Raw genomic sequence first — 14,013 nt, 5'->3', positions numbered from 1 at the left:
CCCGGCGGCTCACTACCCTGACCCGGCACACGACGAAGGACGGTGCCGGGTGGCGGGCATGCACGCCGATCTCGCGGAGCAGGCCGCCGAGGCCCGGCGCCTCGACGCGGCGGACCCGCTCGCCGCCTACCGCGACCGGTTCCTCCCGGCCGAGGGCGTCGTCGCCTACCTGGACGGCAACTCGCTGGGCCGCCCGCTGCGTGCCGCCGCCGAGCGGGTCGCCCGGTTCGTCCACGAGGACTGGGGGACCCGGCTGATCCGCGGCTGGGACGAGGGCTGGATCGACCTCTCGCAGCAGCTCGGCGACCGGATCGGCCGGCTCGCGCTCGGCGCGGCGCCCGGCCAGGTCGTCGTCGCCGACTCCACGACCGTGCTGCTCTACAAGCTCGCCCGGGCCGCGGTCGACCACGCACTCACCCGCGGGCGGCGCGAGATCGTGCTCGACACCGACAACTTCCCGACCGACCGCTACGTGGCCGAGGGCATCGCCGCCGAGCGCGGCGCCGTGCTGCGCTGGATCCCCGCCGACCCCGCCGCCGGGGTGACCCCGGAGCAGGTCGCCGCCGTCGTCGGCCCGGGCACCGCGCTCGTCGTGCTCTCGCACGTGGCCTACCGCTCCGGGTTCCTCGCCGACGGGCCGGAGATCACCCGGATCGTGCACGACGCCGGCGCACCGGTGCTCTGGGACCTGTCGCACTCGGCCGGTTCGGTGCCGGTGGACCTCGACGGCTGGGGCGCCGACCTGGCCGTCGGCTGCAGCTACAAGTACCTCGGCGGCGGTCCCGGCGCGCCCGCGTTCGGCTACCTCGCCACCCGCCACCAGGGCGTGCTGGCACAACCGGTGCAGGGCTGGTTCGGCCACCGGGCACCGTTCGAGATGGGGCCCGGCCACGAACCGGCACCGGACGTGCGGGCGCTGCTGTCCGGGACCCCGCCGGTGTTCGCGACGGTCCCGCTCCAGGCCGGGCTGGACCTGCTCGACGAGGTCGGGATCGACGCCGTGCGGGCCAAGTCGGTGGCGCTGACCGGGTTCGCGCTGCGGGTCGCCGACGCGCTGCTCGTGCCGCACGGCGTCCGGGTGGCGAGCCCGCGCGACCCGCGCCGCCGTGGTGGGCACGTCACCCTCTGCCGGGCGGACTTCGCCGACGTCAACGACCGGTTGTGGAAGCGCGGGGTGATCGGGGACTTCCGCGCGCCGGACGGCATCCGGCTCGGGCTCGCCCCGCTGTCGACGTCGTTCGCCGAGGTCCTGGCCGGGATGACGGCGCTGGCCGAGGAGCTGTGAACCCCCCGGGTGAGGACGGTGGTCCGGTGAGCGGGCACGAGTCGGCCGAGGACCTGTCCTACGGCAGCTACCTGCGGTTGGACCGGCTGCTCACGGCGCAGCAGCCGCGCAGCCGCCCCGAGCACCACGACGAGATGCTGTTCATCGTCCAGCACCAGACCTCCGAGCTGTGGCTCAAGCTCGTGCTGCACGAACTGCGCACCGCCGCGGACGACATGGCCGCCGACGACCTCGGGCGCGCGCTCAAGCGCCTCGCGCGGGTCAAGCAGGTGCAGCGCACGCTGATCGAACAGTGGTCGGTGCTCGCCACCCTGACCCCGCCCGAGTACGTCCAGTTCCGCGGCGCGCTGGGCTCCTCCTCGGGGTTCCAGAGCTACCAGTACCGGGCGGTCGAGTTCGTGCTCGGCAACAAGGACGCCGGCATGCTCGAGATGTTCGCCGACGACGAGCAGGGCAGCCGCCTGCTCGACGAGGCCCTGCACACCCCGAGCCTGTACGACCGGTTCCTGCGGCTGCTGGCCCGGCGCGGCTTCGACGTGCCGGGCGACCTGCTGGCCCGGGACGTGACGCTGGCGCACACCTACCACCCGGGCCTGGTGCCGGTGCTCGCGCGGGTCTACGCCGACACCGGGACCCACTGGGATCTCTACGAGACCTGCGAGGAGCTCGTCGACATCGAGGAGAACGTCCAGCTCTGGCGGTTCCGGCACCTCAAGACCGTCGAGCGGACGATCGGGACGCGGCCCGGCACCGGCGGGACCAGTGGGCGGGACTTCCTGCGCCGGGCGCTGGACCTCACGTTCTTCCCCGAGCTGTACGCGGTGCGGACCGCGCTCTAACGGACCCGGATGTTTCCGATCAGCGTCCCGCCCCGGACGATCACGTGCGGGACGCCCCGCTCCTGGCGTGCCCCGCGCTTGTCGATCACCGACCCCACCGAGGTGCTCGCCTCCTCGACGTCGACGGTGGCCCCCGGCGGGAGCCTCAGGTCGAGGTTGCCGAAGGTCAGGTCGCACTCGACGACGACCTCCCCGGTGACGAACCGGGCCGTGCGCATGTCGAGCCGGGCGTTGCCGAACCAGGACCGCACCACGACCCGCGGCGGGACCAGCCACTCGCCGTCGCGCCGCAGGTCACCGGCGGTGTTGACCAGCTCCAGCACCTCCCGCGTCGGGACGACGTCGAACGCGCCCGGCAGGTCGGCGACCGTCGCGTTGAGCTCGGCGCGGGTCACCGCCGCCGAGGCCTGGGCCGAGCGCTCGGCGAACTCGGACGCGGTCAGGCGCCCCTCGGCGTGGTGCCGGGCGAGCAGCGCGGTGACGTGCTCGCGCTCGGCGTGCGAGACCCGCAGGTCGCGCGGGGCGACGGGACCCTCGGAGGTGTTCATGGCTCCATCGTGGCCGGACCGGTCGCCGGGCGCGCCGGGGTTCCCCCCGATCTCGTCCCTGACCCGGACCGCCGCCGGCCGGCGGGGTCACGGCGTCTGCCTGCGGCGCCGCGCCGACAGCCCGGTCCGGTACTGCTTCGGCAGCGGGTGGCCCCGGTAGTCCTGGTCCAGGGCCGCGTTCATCGTCCAGTACGGGTCGACCAGGTGCGGGCGGGCGATCGCGCACAGGTCGGCCCGGCCGCTGGCGATGATCGTGTTGGCGTCCTCGACGCTCGCGACGGCGCCGACGGTGATCGTCGGGACGCCGGTCTCCTGGCGGACCCGGTCGGCGAACGGGGTCTGGTAGAGCCGTCCGTACGCGGGCTTCGCCTCCACACTGGTCTGTCCGGTGGAGACGTCCACGATGTCCGCGCCGTGCGCCCGCAGCATCGTCGCCAGCGCGACGGCGTCGTCGCCGTCGAACCCGCCGTCGACCCAGTCGGTGGCGCTGATCCGGACGCTGACCGGCTTGTCCGCGGGCCACACCTCCCGCACGGCGTCGAGGATGCGCAGGCCCAGCCGGGCCCGGTTCGCCAGGTCACCGCCGTAGGCGTCGGTGCGCCGGTTCGAGACCGGGGACAGGAAGCTCGACACCAGGTAGCCGTGCGCGAAGTGCAGTTCGAGCAGGTCGAACCCGGCCTCGTCGGCGCGCCGCGCGGCGGCGACGTGGTCGGTGACGACCCGGTCGAGATCGGCGTCGGTCGCCTCGCGGGGGACCGCGCTGTCCGGCCGGTACCGGATCGGCGAGGGCGCGAGGATCTCCCAGCTGCCGTCGTCGAGCGGCTCGTCCATGCCCTCCCAGGCGACCTTGGTCGAGCCCTTGCGCCCGGCGTGGCCGATCTGCGCGCCGATCTTCGCGTCGGTGTCGGTGTGCACGAAGCGCACGATCCGGGCCCAGGCGTCGCGCTGGTCGTCGGTCCACAGTCCCGGGCAGCCGGGGGTGATCCGGGCGTCCGGCGCGGTGCAGATCATCTCGGTCATGACGAGCCCGGCGCCGCCCTGTGCGCGGCCGCCGAGGTGCACGAGGTGCCAGTCGCCGGGCAGCCCGTCGGTCGCGCAGTACTGCGCCATCGGCGAGACGACGATCCGGTTCGCCAGCTCCAGCCCGCGCAGCCGGTAGGGGTGGAACATCGGCGGCGTGCCGGTGGCCACCTCGCACCCCTGCTCGCGGGTGCGCTCGGCGAGCCAGGCGTCGACCCGGCCGACGTAGCCGGCGTCGCGCAGCTTCAGGTTGTCGTAGGTGATCCGTTGCGAGCGGGTGAGCAGCTGGAAGGTGAACTGCTCGGGGGCCAGGTCGCGGTAGCGCCGCGCCCCCTCGAACCACTCCAGGCTGGTCTGCGCGGAGCGCTGCAGCGACTCGACGACGGGCTTGCGGTCCTCCTGGTAGGCCTTCAGCGCCGCCTCGACGGTCGGCTCCCGCTCGAGCGCCGACGCGATCCCGATCGCGTCCTCCAGGGCCAGCTTGGTGCCAGAGCCGATCGAGAAGTGCGCGGTGTGCGCGGCGTCGCCGACCAGCGCGACGTCGCCCGCCGTCCAGCGCTCGTTGCGGACGACCCCGAACGACAGCCAGCCGGAGTTGTTGCCGATCAGGTCGTGGCCGTCGAGCAGGTCGGCGAAGATCTCCGCGCAGAAGCGCATCGAGCGCTCGTCGTTCTCGCCGGGGCGGCGCCCGGCGGCGGCGAACCCGGCCAGGCCCGCCCGCTCCCAGGTCGCGGAGTCGGTCTCGACGATGAACGTCGAGCGTTCGCCGTCGAACGGGTAGATGTGCGCCCAGAACAGGCCGTACGCGGTCTCGACGAACTGGAACGTGAAGCAGTCGAACGGCCGGGTGGTGGCGTACCAGACGTAGCGCGCGGTCCGGTGGTCCACGCTCGGCCCGAAGTCGGCGGCCAGCTCGGTGCGGATCCGGGAGTTGACGCCGTCCGCGGCGATCACCAGGTCGTTGTCGCGGCGCAGCTCGGCCAGGGGCGGGGCCTCGGTCGCGTACCGGACGTCGACACCCAGCTCCGCGGCGCGCTCGCCCAGGATGGCGAGCAGCCGCTTGCGTTCCAGCGCGGCGAAGGCGTGCCCGTCCGAGCGGTCCCAGGTCCCCAGGAAGTCGACGTCGATCGCCGACCAGTGGCGGAACTCCGCGGCGATCCGGCCCAGCGACTCCGGGTCGGCCGACTCGATGTTGTCGAGGGTCTCCTGGGAGAACACGACGCCGAAGCCGAACGTGTCGTCGGCGCGGTTGCGCTCGTAGACGGTGATCTCCCGCGCCGGGTCGGCCTTCTTGAGCAGGATGGCGGAGAACAGCCCACCCGGCCCGCCCCCGACACCGACGACCTTCTGCGCTGCCGACTTCCGGGCCGGGCTCACGGGACCGTCACCAGCCCCTCCTGTGCGACCGTGGCCAGCAGCCGGCCGTCGGCGGCGAAGAGCCGCGCGGTGCCCAGCCCGGTCCCGCGGGTCGCGACGGGGGAGTCCTGCACCAGCGCCACCCACTCGTCCATCCGGCCGTCGTGGTGCCACCACATGGCGTGGTCGAGGCTGGCCGTGACCACACCGTCGTCGGCCCACGCGGCGCCGTGCCGGCGCAGGATCGGCTCGAGCATCGTGTAGTCGCAGACGTAGGCCAGGGCGCTGCGGTGCACCCCGGGGTCGTCGGGCAGCCGCTCCCACGCCGTCAACCACACCGTCTGCCGGCTCACCCGCTCCCCGCCGGCGTCGGTGTAGAGCGCGCTCGGGGCGTGCCGGATGTCGAAGCTGCGGTGGTAGCGCCAGTACTCCGCGTCGCGGGTGTCCACACCGGTCAGCACGTCCGCGGTGCTCGGCAGCTCCTCCGGGGCGGTGCAGCCGGACGGCAGGGCGTCGGGTGGCAGCGTCTCGGCGTGGGCGACGCCGTCGGCCGGGACACCGAACTGCGCCATCGCCCGGAAGATCTCCTTGCCGTTCTGCACGCCGCGGACCGCGCGGTGGGAGTAGCCGCGTCCGTCGCGGATCCGCTCCACCTCCCAGCGGGTCCCGGTGTGCACGTCGCCCGCGCGCAGGAAGTAGCCGTGCAGTGAGTGGATCCGCCGGTCGTCGTCGCAGGTCAGGGTCATCGCCCGCTCGGCCTGCGCGACCAGCTCGCCACCGTAGGCGCGCCCCGAGGGGATCACCTGGTGGGTCGCGAGGAACGCGTCGTCACCGTCCTTGACGAGGTCCAGCGCCGCCAGCAGCGGCGTGACGGACCGGGCGGTCTCCGGAGGCATCGGCGTGGTCATGCGCGGCGGTACCCCTCGAGGAGCGCGTCGTCGACCTCGGGCAGGTTGACGACGATGTTGTCCGGCGTCCGGCAGGTCACCCACACGAGCTCGGAGGTGGTCGACATGTTGCCCTCGACGTGCGGCATGTACGGCGGGACGAACACGAAGTCGCCCTCGGTCAGCTCGACCCACTGCGCGTAGTTCTCGCCGAACCAGATGCGGCCGGTGCCGGACAGCACGTAGCCGCCGGTCTCGGCCTCGCCGTGGTGGTGCGGCAGCGACCGGTAGCCGGGCTCGTTGGAGACCTTGCCGTACCAGATCCGGGTGGCCGGGGTGTGCTGCGGCGAGACCCCGGAGATCCGGACGGCGCCGCCGGACTGGCCGGTGCCGCGGTCCTCCGACCCGGCCCGGGTGACGACGGGGACGGCCGCGGTCGCCGCCTCCGTGCCGTCCTCGGTCTGCTGTGCCATCGGCAACCTCCTCCGCACGGGCCGGCCGGACACCGACGCGGTCTGAAATATGTTGTGAAGCTGACGTCGATTACTGAAACACGATGTACCTCGCTCGGCAAGTGTCGGCAGGGATCGATGGGCCAGGGCGGCGATCTCCGTGTTGCCCGGCCGAGTCGGGCACGGATCCACGCGGATCCTCGCCATGTCGGCGGTTGTCGCGACGCTATGATCATGCTTTGATGACTGGCGTCACGTCAGCGACATATGCCGGAGCCGCCCGGGGAGGAGACGCCGTGACCGACCAACCGTTCTGGAACCCCAAGACCGAACTCATGGCCCGCGAGGACCTGCGCGAGCTGCAGCTGACCAAGCTGCGCCGGGTCGTCGCGTGGGCGAAGGCGCGCAGCCCGCACTACCGGCGCACGCTCGCCGGCGTCGAGCCAGAGCAGATCCGCACCTGGGCCGACATCGACCGCATCCCGCTGCTCACCCGCGAGGAGTGGATGACCTCGCAGGATGCGCATCCGCCGTTCGGCGAGCTCCCGGTCACCGGCCCGGAGAACGCCATCCGGATGCACACCACGTCCGGCACCTCCGGGCGGACACCGCTGCGGGCGCTCGACTCGCGCAAGGACTGGTCCTGGGCGGCGGAGATGTGGTGCTACGCGCTGTGGGGTGCCGGCGTGCGGCCGCACGACATCGGCTACGTCGCCTTCGGCTACGGCTCGTTCATCGGGTTCTGGGGACTGCACAACGGCCTCGAGAAGATCGGCGCGCTGACGATCCCGGGCGGGGCGCAGACGACCGCGCAGCGGGTGCACCAGATCCACGACTTCGGCGCGACCGTCGTCGCCTCCACCCCGACCTACGCGCTGCGGCTGGCGAGCGAGGCCGAGGAGCTCGGCATCGACCTGGTGAACGGCCCGGTCCGCACGCTGATCCTCTCCGGTGAGCCGGCCGGCTCGATCCCCGAGACCAAGGCACTGATCGAGCGGAAATGGGGTGCGCACGCGTTCGACACCGCCGGCATGACCGAGGTGTCGACGATCGTCATGTTCGAGCCGGACACACCGGGGCGCGAGATCGGTGCGGCGCAGCCCATCGCCTGCCACGTGATCGAGGACCACCTGCTGGAACAGGTGATCGACCCCGAGACCGGGCGGGAGGTCGGCTACGGCGAGCGCGGCGAGCGGGTCTGCACCTCGTTCGGCCGCTCCACCACGCCACTGCTGCGCTACCGCACCTGCGACCTCGTCGTGAAGATCCCGCACAGCCGCTCGTCGTCCGGACGGACCTGGGACCTCTACGAGGGCGGGATCATCGGCCGGGTCGACGACATGAAGCTGGTCCGCGGCACGAACGTCTACCCGGGCGCGATCGAGGCGATCGTCCGCGGGTTCGACGGCATCGAGGAGTTCCAGGTCCGGATCTCCCGGCAGGGCGAGCGCGACGAGATCGAGCTGCTCGTCGAGACCTGCGCGACCGTCGACGCCGGCGGCTGGGACCTGCTGTCGGGCCGGCTCGGCGTGGAGCTGGCCGACGCCCACGAGGGACTGCGGTTCCTGCTGCGCCGCGCCGCCACCGGGGAGCTGCCCCGGTTCGAGCTGAAGGCCAAGCGGCTGACCGACCTCCGCCCGGCGCGCTGAAGGGACCACGGGAATGACCACCGACTTGCTGGGCAACCCGCTCGAGGAGCACGAGCGCGCGGTGCTCGACCTCTACACCCGGCTCACCGAGACGCTGGCCCGTGACGACCTGCCGCCGTGCGTGGCCGCGAACCTGCGCGCCGCGCTCGCCCCGGTCGCCGTCGCCGTCACCGACCTCGGGCTGCGCTTCGAGCACCTGACCGACGTGGGCGTCTGAGCTGCGCGATCTCCCCGACCACCGAGCCGTCTCCCTGGCCGCCGACATGAGGAAGAGGAAGCGATGACCACCGGTACCGCCCCCATCGAGCTGATCAACCCGGAGACCCTGGCGAAGCCGTCGGGCTTCACCCACGCCGTGCGGTACGGCGACACGATCCACCTGTCCGGGCAGACCGCGATGGACGCGAGCGGGCGGATCGTCGACGGCGACATCGTCGACCAGTTCCGCCAGGCGATGTCCAATGTGCTCACCGCGCTGCGCGGTGCCGGGTCCGAGCCGTCCGACCTGCTGTCGGTGCGGATCTACCTGACCGACGTCCCCGGTTATCAGGCCCGGGGCAAGGACATCGGTGCGGCCTGGAAGGAGCTGTGCGGGCGGACCTTCCCGGCGATGACCGGGGTCGGGGTCAGCGCGTTGTGGCAGCCGGAGGCGCTGATCGAGATCGAGGCGGTGGCGGCGCGGCGGGCCTGACCCGCGCGGCTGCTCCCGGGGCGTCCCCGGGTCGCGTCACAGCATCCGCCGGGATCATCTCTCCGGCTGCGTCGAGGTCCCGTCCAGGACCGTCGTGACGTGTTCGCGGGCCGGGCCGGCCAGCCGGGCCCGCAGGTCACCGAACAGTTCCTCGGCGCGGCTGCCGACCCAGTCGTGCGGGAGCCCCTCCAGGGGGAGCCCCGGGTCGAGGTACGGCAGGCGTCGCCACACCGTCACCACCGTCACGAAGTCGGCGAACGCCTGTGCCGGGGTCCCGTCGGCGTCCTGCCAGGCCCGCAGGACGGGTTCGTGGCGGTCGAGGAAGGCGGTGTACTGGGCATCCAGCGCGTCGAGGTCCCACCACGACGCGACCGTCTCCGGCAGCGGACGCCCGGCGACGTGCCGGCTGCGGAACAGCTCGGTGTACCCGCGCAGCCCGGCGCGCTCCAGCGCGTGCGAGATCTCCGCCTCCAGGTGCGCCGGCGCCACCCACAACCCGGGGGCGACGGTACCCAGCCCGAGCCGGATCAGCAGGGTGCGCAGCTGATGACGCTGGTCGCGGGCGCTCTCCGGGACCGAGAAGGCGACCAGCAGCCAGCCCTCACCCGCCCCGGCGCGGCGCCGGGAGAAGATCCGCTCGTCGCCCTCGGCGAGTACGTCCCCCGCGGCCGCCGACAACCGGTACCCGGCCGCGCCCCCGACCTTCTCCGGCTCGAGCAGCCCCCGCCGCTTGAGCCGGGACACCGCCGAGCGCACCGCCTGCCCGTCGACCGCGAGATCACCCAGCAGCCGGACGAGCGCCGCCACCGACAGCACGCCGCCGCGCTCGCGGGCGTACAGGCCGTACACGCTCACGATCAACCGGCGAGGGGGGACCGGAGCGAGGATCTCCTCCGGTTCTGCGACCGTCGTCACGACGACATCGTACGGTCCGCGGCCGCGCTCAGCGCTGGGCGATCCAGTCCACCGTGCCGGCCCAGTACGGATGGAGCGGGTCGAGGACGAAGAAGTGGTCACCGCCCACCTCCTCGCGCAGCTCCACCGGGTCCCCGAGTGCGCGGGCCCGTTCGACGTAGCGGCGGCTGTGCGCGACCGGGACCCGCTCGTCCTCGGTGCCGTGCACGACGAGCTGCGGCACACCGAGCGGCAGCCGGTCCAGCGGTGACCCGGCGGTGTAGGCGGACGGCACCGCGTCGGGCCCTCCGCCGAAGAACAGCGGGGTCGCCCCCTCGCCGAGGCCCTCCGTGGCGCAGGCGACCGGGTCCACGATCGGGGCGAGCGCGACCGCACCGGCGAGCCCGGCCCCGGCCGCGGCCAGCAGTGCCAGGTGGCCGCCCGCGGAGTGTCCGACCGCCACGACCGAGCCGGGACGGGTGCCTGCCTCGGCGATCGCCTCGCAGGCGGCGAGCACGTCGGTCAGGGTCTCCGGCCAGCCGCCGTCACCGCCGTCGATGCGCCGGTACTCCGCGTTCCACACCCGGTGGCCCCGGCCTGCCAGGTCGGCGGCCAGCCCGTCGTTGAGGTGCAGGTCGAACTTCTGGCGCCACCAGCCGCCGTGCAGCAGCAGGACGTCCGGACGCGTCACGGCCCCGCCGGGCTCCCAGCGTTCGAGGAACTGTGACGGCTCGGGGCCGTAGCGCACGGGTGTCGGCTCGACGGGCACGGTGGACTCCTCGGGTCGTCCGGAACGGGCAGCGGTCATGATGCCGCCACCGGTACCCGCCCCCCGGTCAGCCGCTGGACTCCTCGTCGACGCCGGTGCCGGAGTCGCCCTCCACGGGGTTGCGGCCGTCGTCGCCGGCGTCGTGGTCGGGCTCGTCCTCCTCGGCGGTCCGGCGGCCGGTGACCCGCTCCTCGAGCTCGTCGACCGCGGTCTCCGGGTCGAGCGGGGTGTCCGGCTCCCGGCCGGGTCCGTCGCTGCGGTCCTGCTGTGTCACGGGATCCGGGTACCCCGCGGACCCGGGACGCACACCGGCACCACCGTCACACGTCCGCCGTCGCCGGGGCGAGCCGGACCCGGGCGAGCCGCTCCACCAGCTCGGGCAGCGCCCCGGCCGGGCTCCCGCGCAGGTCGTCGCAGGCCTCCCGGACGACGGAGGCGACCGTGTCCGGGCAGGTACCCGGCCCGAGTTCGGCGAGCAGGCGGGTGACCGCATCACCCGCGCCGGTCCACGGCTCGTCCATGTGTGTCGTCCTCCCGTGATCGAACTCTGTCGGGAGCGAGGTACCCATCCCGCTGTGGCACAACCGCGGCAGACGGGTGATCTTCGTGAGCTCAGGGTCCGGTACGGGCACCGGGGTCGTGGTCGGTGTCGCGGTGGGGCAGTCCTCGGCGCACCAGGCGGCGCAGCAACGCGTCCGCCGGGCCGGGGAGCCCGGCGCGCTCCAGCCCGGTCGCGACCAGCACCGCAACCACCCACGCCAGCACCGCGGCCAGCACCGCCCCGGCCTCGCCGGTACCCGCCCCGAACCCGGCGAACGCCTGCGACAGCATCCCCACCAGCAGGCAGGACTGCAGCAGGTAGCAGGTCAGCGACCGGCGGCCGGTCGCGGCGAGCGGTCGCAGCGCCCGGGGCAGCGGTGCCCCCGACAGCCGTGCGCCGAGCAGCCCGAACGCGGCCGCGTAGCCGAGCCCGCCTGCCAGCCCGGACATGATCTGTACCAGCGTCGCCGGGGCGGTCAGCGACGCGGGGAGCACGCCCTGCTCGACGAGCACCAGCGGGACCGCGGCCAGCACCGCCACCGGGATGCCCGTCCACACCAGCCGCCGCAGCAGCACGGCGTGCCGGGCCGGCTCCTCGAGGACCCGGTGCCGGGCCGCGAGGACGCCGGCGAGCAGCGCGACCAGCACCGGCCAGACGACCACGTTGGACACCACCGCCACGGTCCAGACGATCAGCCGCACGAACAGGCCCTCGACGTCGTGCCCGAGCATCCCGGGCGCGTACTCGCCGGACGCGCCACCGTCCACCCCACCGGAGCTGAACAGCAGGATGCCCACGGCGTTCAGTGCGAGCAGGGCGTACCCGGTCCGGCGCAGTACCCGGTCCGGCCAGAACACCAGCCCCGCGATCAGCAGCAGCGCCAGGCCGTACGCGCCGAGGATCTCGATCGGTGCGACCAGCAGGGCGTGCACGAGACCGAACAGGAGCAGCCAGCGGCCGCGGCGGCGGATCGAGCGGCGGGCGTCGTCGTCGGACACCCCGGCGGCGCGCAGCCGGGTGACGCTGAGTACGAGGCCGTAGCCGAGCAGCGCGGCGAACATCGGGTACGCCCGGCTGTCCACGAGCAGCGTGCCCGCCACCGCGACCACCTCGTCGGCGAGCGACGGTGCCGGCGGCGTCCCGGTCAGGTACAGCGGCGCGTGCGCGAGCACGATCAGCAGCAGCATCGCGCCGCGGGCGAGGTCGGGTGCCGCCATCCGGGTGGTGGGTGCGGGCGTGGTCACGGTGCGTCCTCCGAGGGGCGGGGCGGGGCGAGCAGTCCGTGGTGCAGGGCCCGCAGTACCGCGCGGGTCCGGTCGCGGGTGCCGAGCTTGCCCAGCACGCTCGACACGTGGTTCTTCACGGTGCCCTCGGCCAGCACGAGCACCTGCGCGATCTCCCGGTTGGCGTATCCGCCCGCGAGCAGCCGCAGCACCTCGAGCTCCCGCTCGGAGAGCTCCTGGACGGGGCCGCCGCCGTCGGGCGGGGCCGGCACGTCCCGTACCGCGCGCAGCAGCCGTTCGGTGATCGCCGGGCTGATCAGCGTGCCGCCGCCGGCCAGCGTGCGCACCGCCCCGACGAGCTGTTCGAGGGTGACGTCCTTGAGCAGGTAGCCGCGGGCGCCGGCGCGCAGGGCACGCAGGACCAGCTCGTCGTCGTCGAACGTGGTCAGCACCAGCACCGGGACGTCGAGGGCGCGGGCACGCAGCTCGTCGAGCGCCCACAGCCCGTCGTGGCGGGGCATCCGCAGGTCCAGCAGGACGACGTCCGGGCGGTGCGCGACGACGGCGTCGACGGCCTCGGCCCCGTCGCCCGCCTCCGCCACGACCTCGACGTCGCCGGCCAGCTCGAGCAGCCCGCGGATCCCGTGCCGGACCAGCGTCTGGTCGTCGGCCAGGCACACCCGCACCGTCACGGCAACACCGCCGTCACCGCGAAGCCGCGCGGCAGCACCGGTCCGAAGTCGACGGTGCCACCGAGCGCCGCGGCCCGTTCGGTGAGCCCGCGCAGCCCGTTGCCGGGCACCACGGCGCGGGCGGCGCCGCGGCCGTCGTCGCGGGCGTGCAGCCGCAGCCCGCCGTCCGGTCCCGGGCCGATCTCGATCCAGACGTTCTCGGCGTCGGCGTGCCGGATCGCGTTGGTGAGGATCTCCTGCACGCAGCGGACGACGGCGACGGTGCGTTCCTCGTCCGGTGCGGTGCCCCCGGCACCGGCGACCCCGGCCACGGCCTCGGCGACGCTCACGTGCACGAGCGGGCGCGGTAGCTGCTCGGTGATCCGGTGCAGCGTGGTCGCCAGGTCCGGGGCGCGCCGGCGCAGCTCCCCGACCGTGGACCGGACGTCGGTGAGCAGGTCGCGGGCGATGCCCCGGGCCCGCTCGACGTGCTCGGCGTTGTCGGCGCGGTGGGTGGCGATCTCGAGCTCGAGCGTGAGCGCGGTGAGCTGGTGCCCCACGAGGTCGTGCAGCTCGCGGGAGATCCGCAGCCGTTCCTCGGCCCGGCTGGTCTCGGCCAGGACGGCCCCGGCGGCCGCGAGTTCGGCGTGCGCCTCGGCGAGGCGCCGCCGTCCCTGCTCCTCGCGGCGCAGGGCCATGACGCTCAGGACCGACGCGGTCTGCAGCATCAGGTAGATCCCGCCGGCGGTGAGCGCACCCGAGGTGGGCGAGCCGGACAGCAACCCGGCCGCGGCGACGACGCCGACGTTGGTCACCACGATCGCGGCCGTGACCCGGCCGGGGGAGTGGTAGACCGACAGCGCGGCCGTGAACACCAGCAGGATCGGCACCCAGCCGAACCGGGGAGCCAGCAGCACCAGCGCGGCGGCCGCGGTGACCAGGACCGCGAGCAGCCACCGGGTCACGGCTGGTCCGAGGAACTCGTCCAGCCAGCCTGCCAGGACCAGCGCGGCCACGAACACCGCGAACACGGCCCACCAGACCCACTGCGGACCGAGCGTGCGGGTGGACCCGGCGAGCTGCTCGAGTGCCACCGGTACGGCGAGCAGCACGCAGAGCGCGGTCATGATCGCCCCGGCCACGACGTTGGGGTCGATCCTGCGCATATCGGACAGACTAGAAGGAACC

16 protein-coding genes are annotated in these 14,013 nt (G+C 73.8%); 5 read left to right on the top strand and 11 right to left on the bottom strand.

The features are described 5' to 3' along the window. Positions 1-58 precede the first annotated feature (58 nt). Complete coding sequence (locus BM093_RS19620; protein ID WP_093346517.1) at positions 59-1,285, top strand: kynureninase; 1,227 nt, start codon at positions 59-61, stop codon at positions 1,283-1,285. A gap of 26 nt (positions 1,286-1,311) precedes the next feature. Then, entirely contained in the window at positions 1,312-2,124 is an 813-nt protein-coding gene (locus BM093_RS19615) for a tryptophan 2,3-dioxygenase (RefSeq protein ID WP_245773647.1), read from the top strand. On the opposite strand, the gene BM093_RS19610 is transcribed toward BM093_RS19615, so the two are convergent. The 4 genes from BM093_RS19610 to BM093_RS19595 form a co-directional block, all read right to left on the bottom strand. Further along, positions 2,121-2,672 (bottom strand): DUF1707 SHOCT-like domain-containing protein, encoded by a 552-nt coding sequence (locus BM093_RS19610; RefSeq protein ID WP_093346335.1) that lies wholly within the window; start codon positions 2,670-2,672, stop codon positions 2,121-2,123. The two genes, BM093_RS19615 and BM093_RS19610, sit on opposite strands and share 4 nt — an antisense overlap. 87 nt (positions 2,673-2,759) lie before the next feature. Next, a complete protein-coding gene (locus BM093_RS19605) occupies positions 2,760-5,069 on the bottom strand; it encodes a bifunctional salicylyl-CoA 5-hydroxylase/oxidoreductase (protein ID WP_093346330.1) in 2,310 nt (769 codons plus the stop codon). After that, positions 5,066-5,956 carry an acyl-CoA thioesterase gene (locus tag BM093_RS19600; RefSeq protein ID WP_093346326.1) on the bottom strand — a complete coding sequence of 297 codons (891 nt, stop codon included), beginning with the start codon at positions 5,954-5,956 and terminating at the stop codon, positions 5,066-5,068. The genes BM093_RS19605 and BM093_RS19600 overlap by 4 nt, the downstream gene beginning before the upstream one ends. Further along, a complete protein-coding gene (locus BM093_RS19595) occupies positions 5,953-6,408 on the bottom strand; it encodes a cupin domain-containing protein (protein ID WP_093346321.1) in 456 nt (151 codons plus the stop codon). Before BM093_RS19595 ends, BM093_RS19600 begins: the two co-directional genes overlap by 4 nt. Before the next feature lie 275 nt (positions 6,409-6,683). Here BM093_RS19595 and BM093_RS19590 point away from each other — a divergent pair, with 275 nt between their 5' ends. The 3 genes from BM093_RS19590 to BM093_RS19580 all read left to right on the top strand — a co-directional run bounded on the left by BM093_RS19590 (position 6,684) and on the right by BM093_RS19580 (position 8,727). Beyond that, positions 6,684-8,036: a phenylacetate--CoA ligase family protein gene (locus tag BM093_RS19590; protein ID WP_093346318.1), complete on the top strand. Its 1,353-nt coding sequence runs from the start codon at positions 6,684-6,686 to the stop codon at positions 8,034-8,036. A gap of 13 nt (positions 8,037-8,049) precedes the next feature. Continuing rightward, entirely contained in the window at positions 8,050-8,253 is a 204-nt protein-coding gene (locus BM093_RS19585; protein ID WP_093346313.1) for a hypothetical protein, read from the top strand. Between the two features lie 63 nt (positions 8,254-8,316). Then, positions 8,317-8,727 carry a RidA family protein gene (locus BM093_RS19580; protein WP_093346309.1) on the top strand — a complete coding sequence of 137 codons (411 nt, stop codon included), beginning with the start codon at positions 8,317-8,319 and terminating at the stop codon, positions 8,725-8,727. A gap of 54 nt (positions 8,728-8,781) precedes the next feature. Here BM093_RS19580 and BM093_RS19575 read toward each other — a convergent pair whose 3' ends face one another. From BM093_RS19575 to BM093_RS19545, 7 genes are all read right to left on the bottom strand, one after another. Continuing rightward, positions 8,782-9,642 carry a PaaX family transcriptional regulator gene (locus tag BM093_RS19575; RefSeq protein WP_093346304.1) on the bottom strand — a complete coding sequence of 287 codons (861 nt, stop codon included), beginning with the start codon at positions 9,640-9,642 and terminating at the stop codon, positions 8,782-8,784. Between the two features lie 28 nt (positions 9,643-9,670). After that, on the bottom strand, positions 9,671-10,429 hold the full coding sequence (locus BM093_RS19570; RefSeq protein ID WP_093346299.1) for an alpha/beta hydrolase family protein: 759 nt from the start codon (positions 10,427-10,429) through the stop codon (positions 9,671-9,673). A gap of 28 nt (positions 10,430-10,457) precedes the next feature. Further along, complete coding sequence (locus tag BM093_RS19565) at positions 10,458-10,664, bottom strand: hypothetical protein (protein ID WP_093346294.1); 207 nt, start codon at positions 10,662-10,664, stop codon at positions 10,458-10,460. Positions 10,665-10,710: 46 nt separating this feature from the next. Next, positions 10,711-10,911, bottom strand: a complete 201-nt coding sequence (locus tag BM093_RS19560) for a hypothetical protein (protein WP_093346290.1) — start codon at positions 10,909-10,911, stop codon at positions 10,711-10,713. A 91-nt stretch (positions 10,912-11,002) separates the two neighbouring features. Then, the gene (locus BM093_RS19555; RefSeq protein ID WP_093346285.1) at positions 11,003-12,175 is read right to left on the bottom strand and encodes a DUF418 domain-containing protein; all 1,173 of its coding nucleotides are present in this window, start codon (positions 12,173-12,175) and stop codon (positions 11,003-11,005) included. Continuing rightward, a complete protein-coding gene (locus BM093_RS19550) occupies positions 12,172-12,846 on the bottom strand; it encodes a response regulator (RefSeq protein WP_093346281.1) in 675 nt (224 codons plus the stop codon). The genes BM093_RS19555 and BM093_RS19550 overlap by 4 nt, the downstream gene beginning before the upstream one ends. After that, on the bottom strand, positions 12,843-13,991 hold the full coding sequence (locus tag BM093_RS19545) for a sensor histidine kinase (protein ID WP_093346276.1): 1,149 nt from the start codon (positions 13,989-13,991) through the stop codon (positions 12,843-12,845). Before BM093_RS19545 ends, BM093_RS19550 begins: the two co-directional genes overlap by 4 nt. Positions 13,992-14,013 lie beyond the last annotated feature (22 nt).

The sequence above is a fragment of the Pseudonocardia ammonioxydans genome (assembly GCF_900115005.1).
GTDB classification, from domain to species: Bacteria; Actinomycetota; Actinomycetes; order Mycobacteriales; family Pseudonocardiaceae; genus Pseudonocardia; species Pseudonocardia ammonioxydans.
The sequence above is the reverse complement of the archived record's forward strand: the minus strand, read 5'-3'. Positions and strand labels throughout refer to the sequence as shown.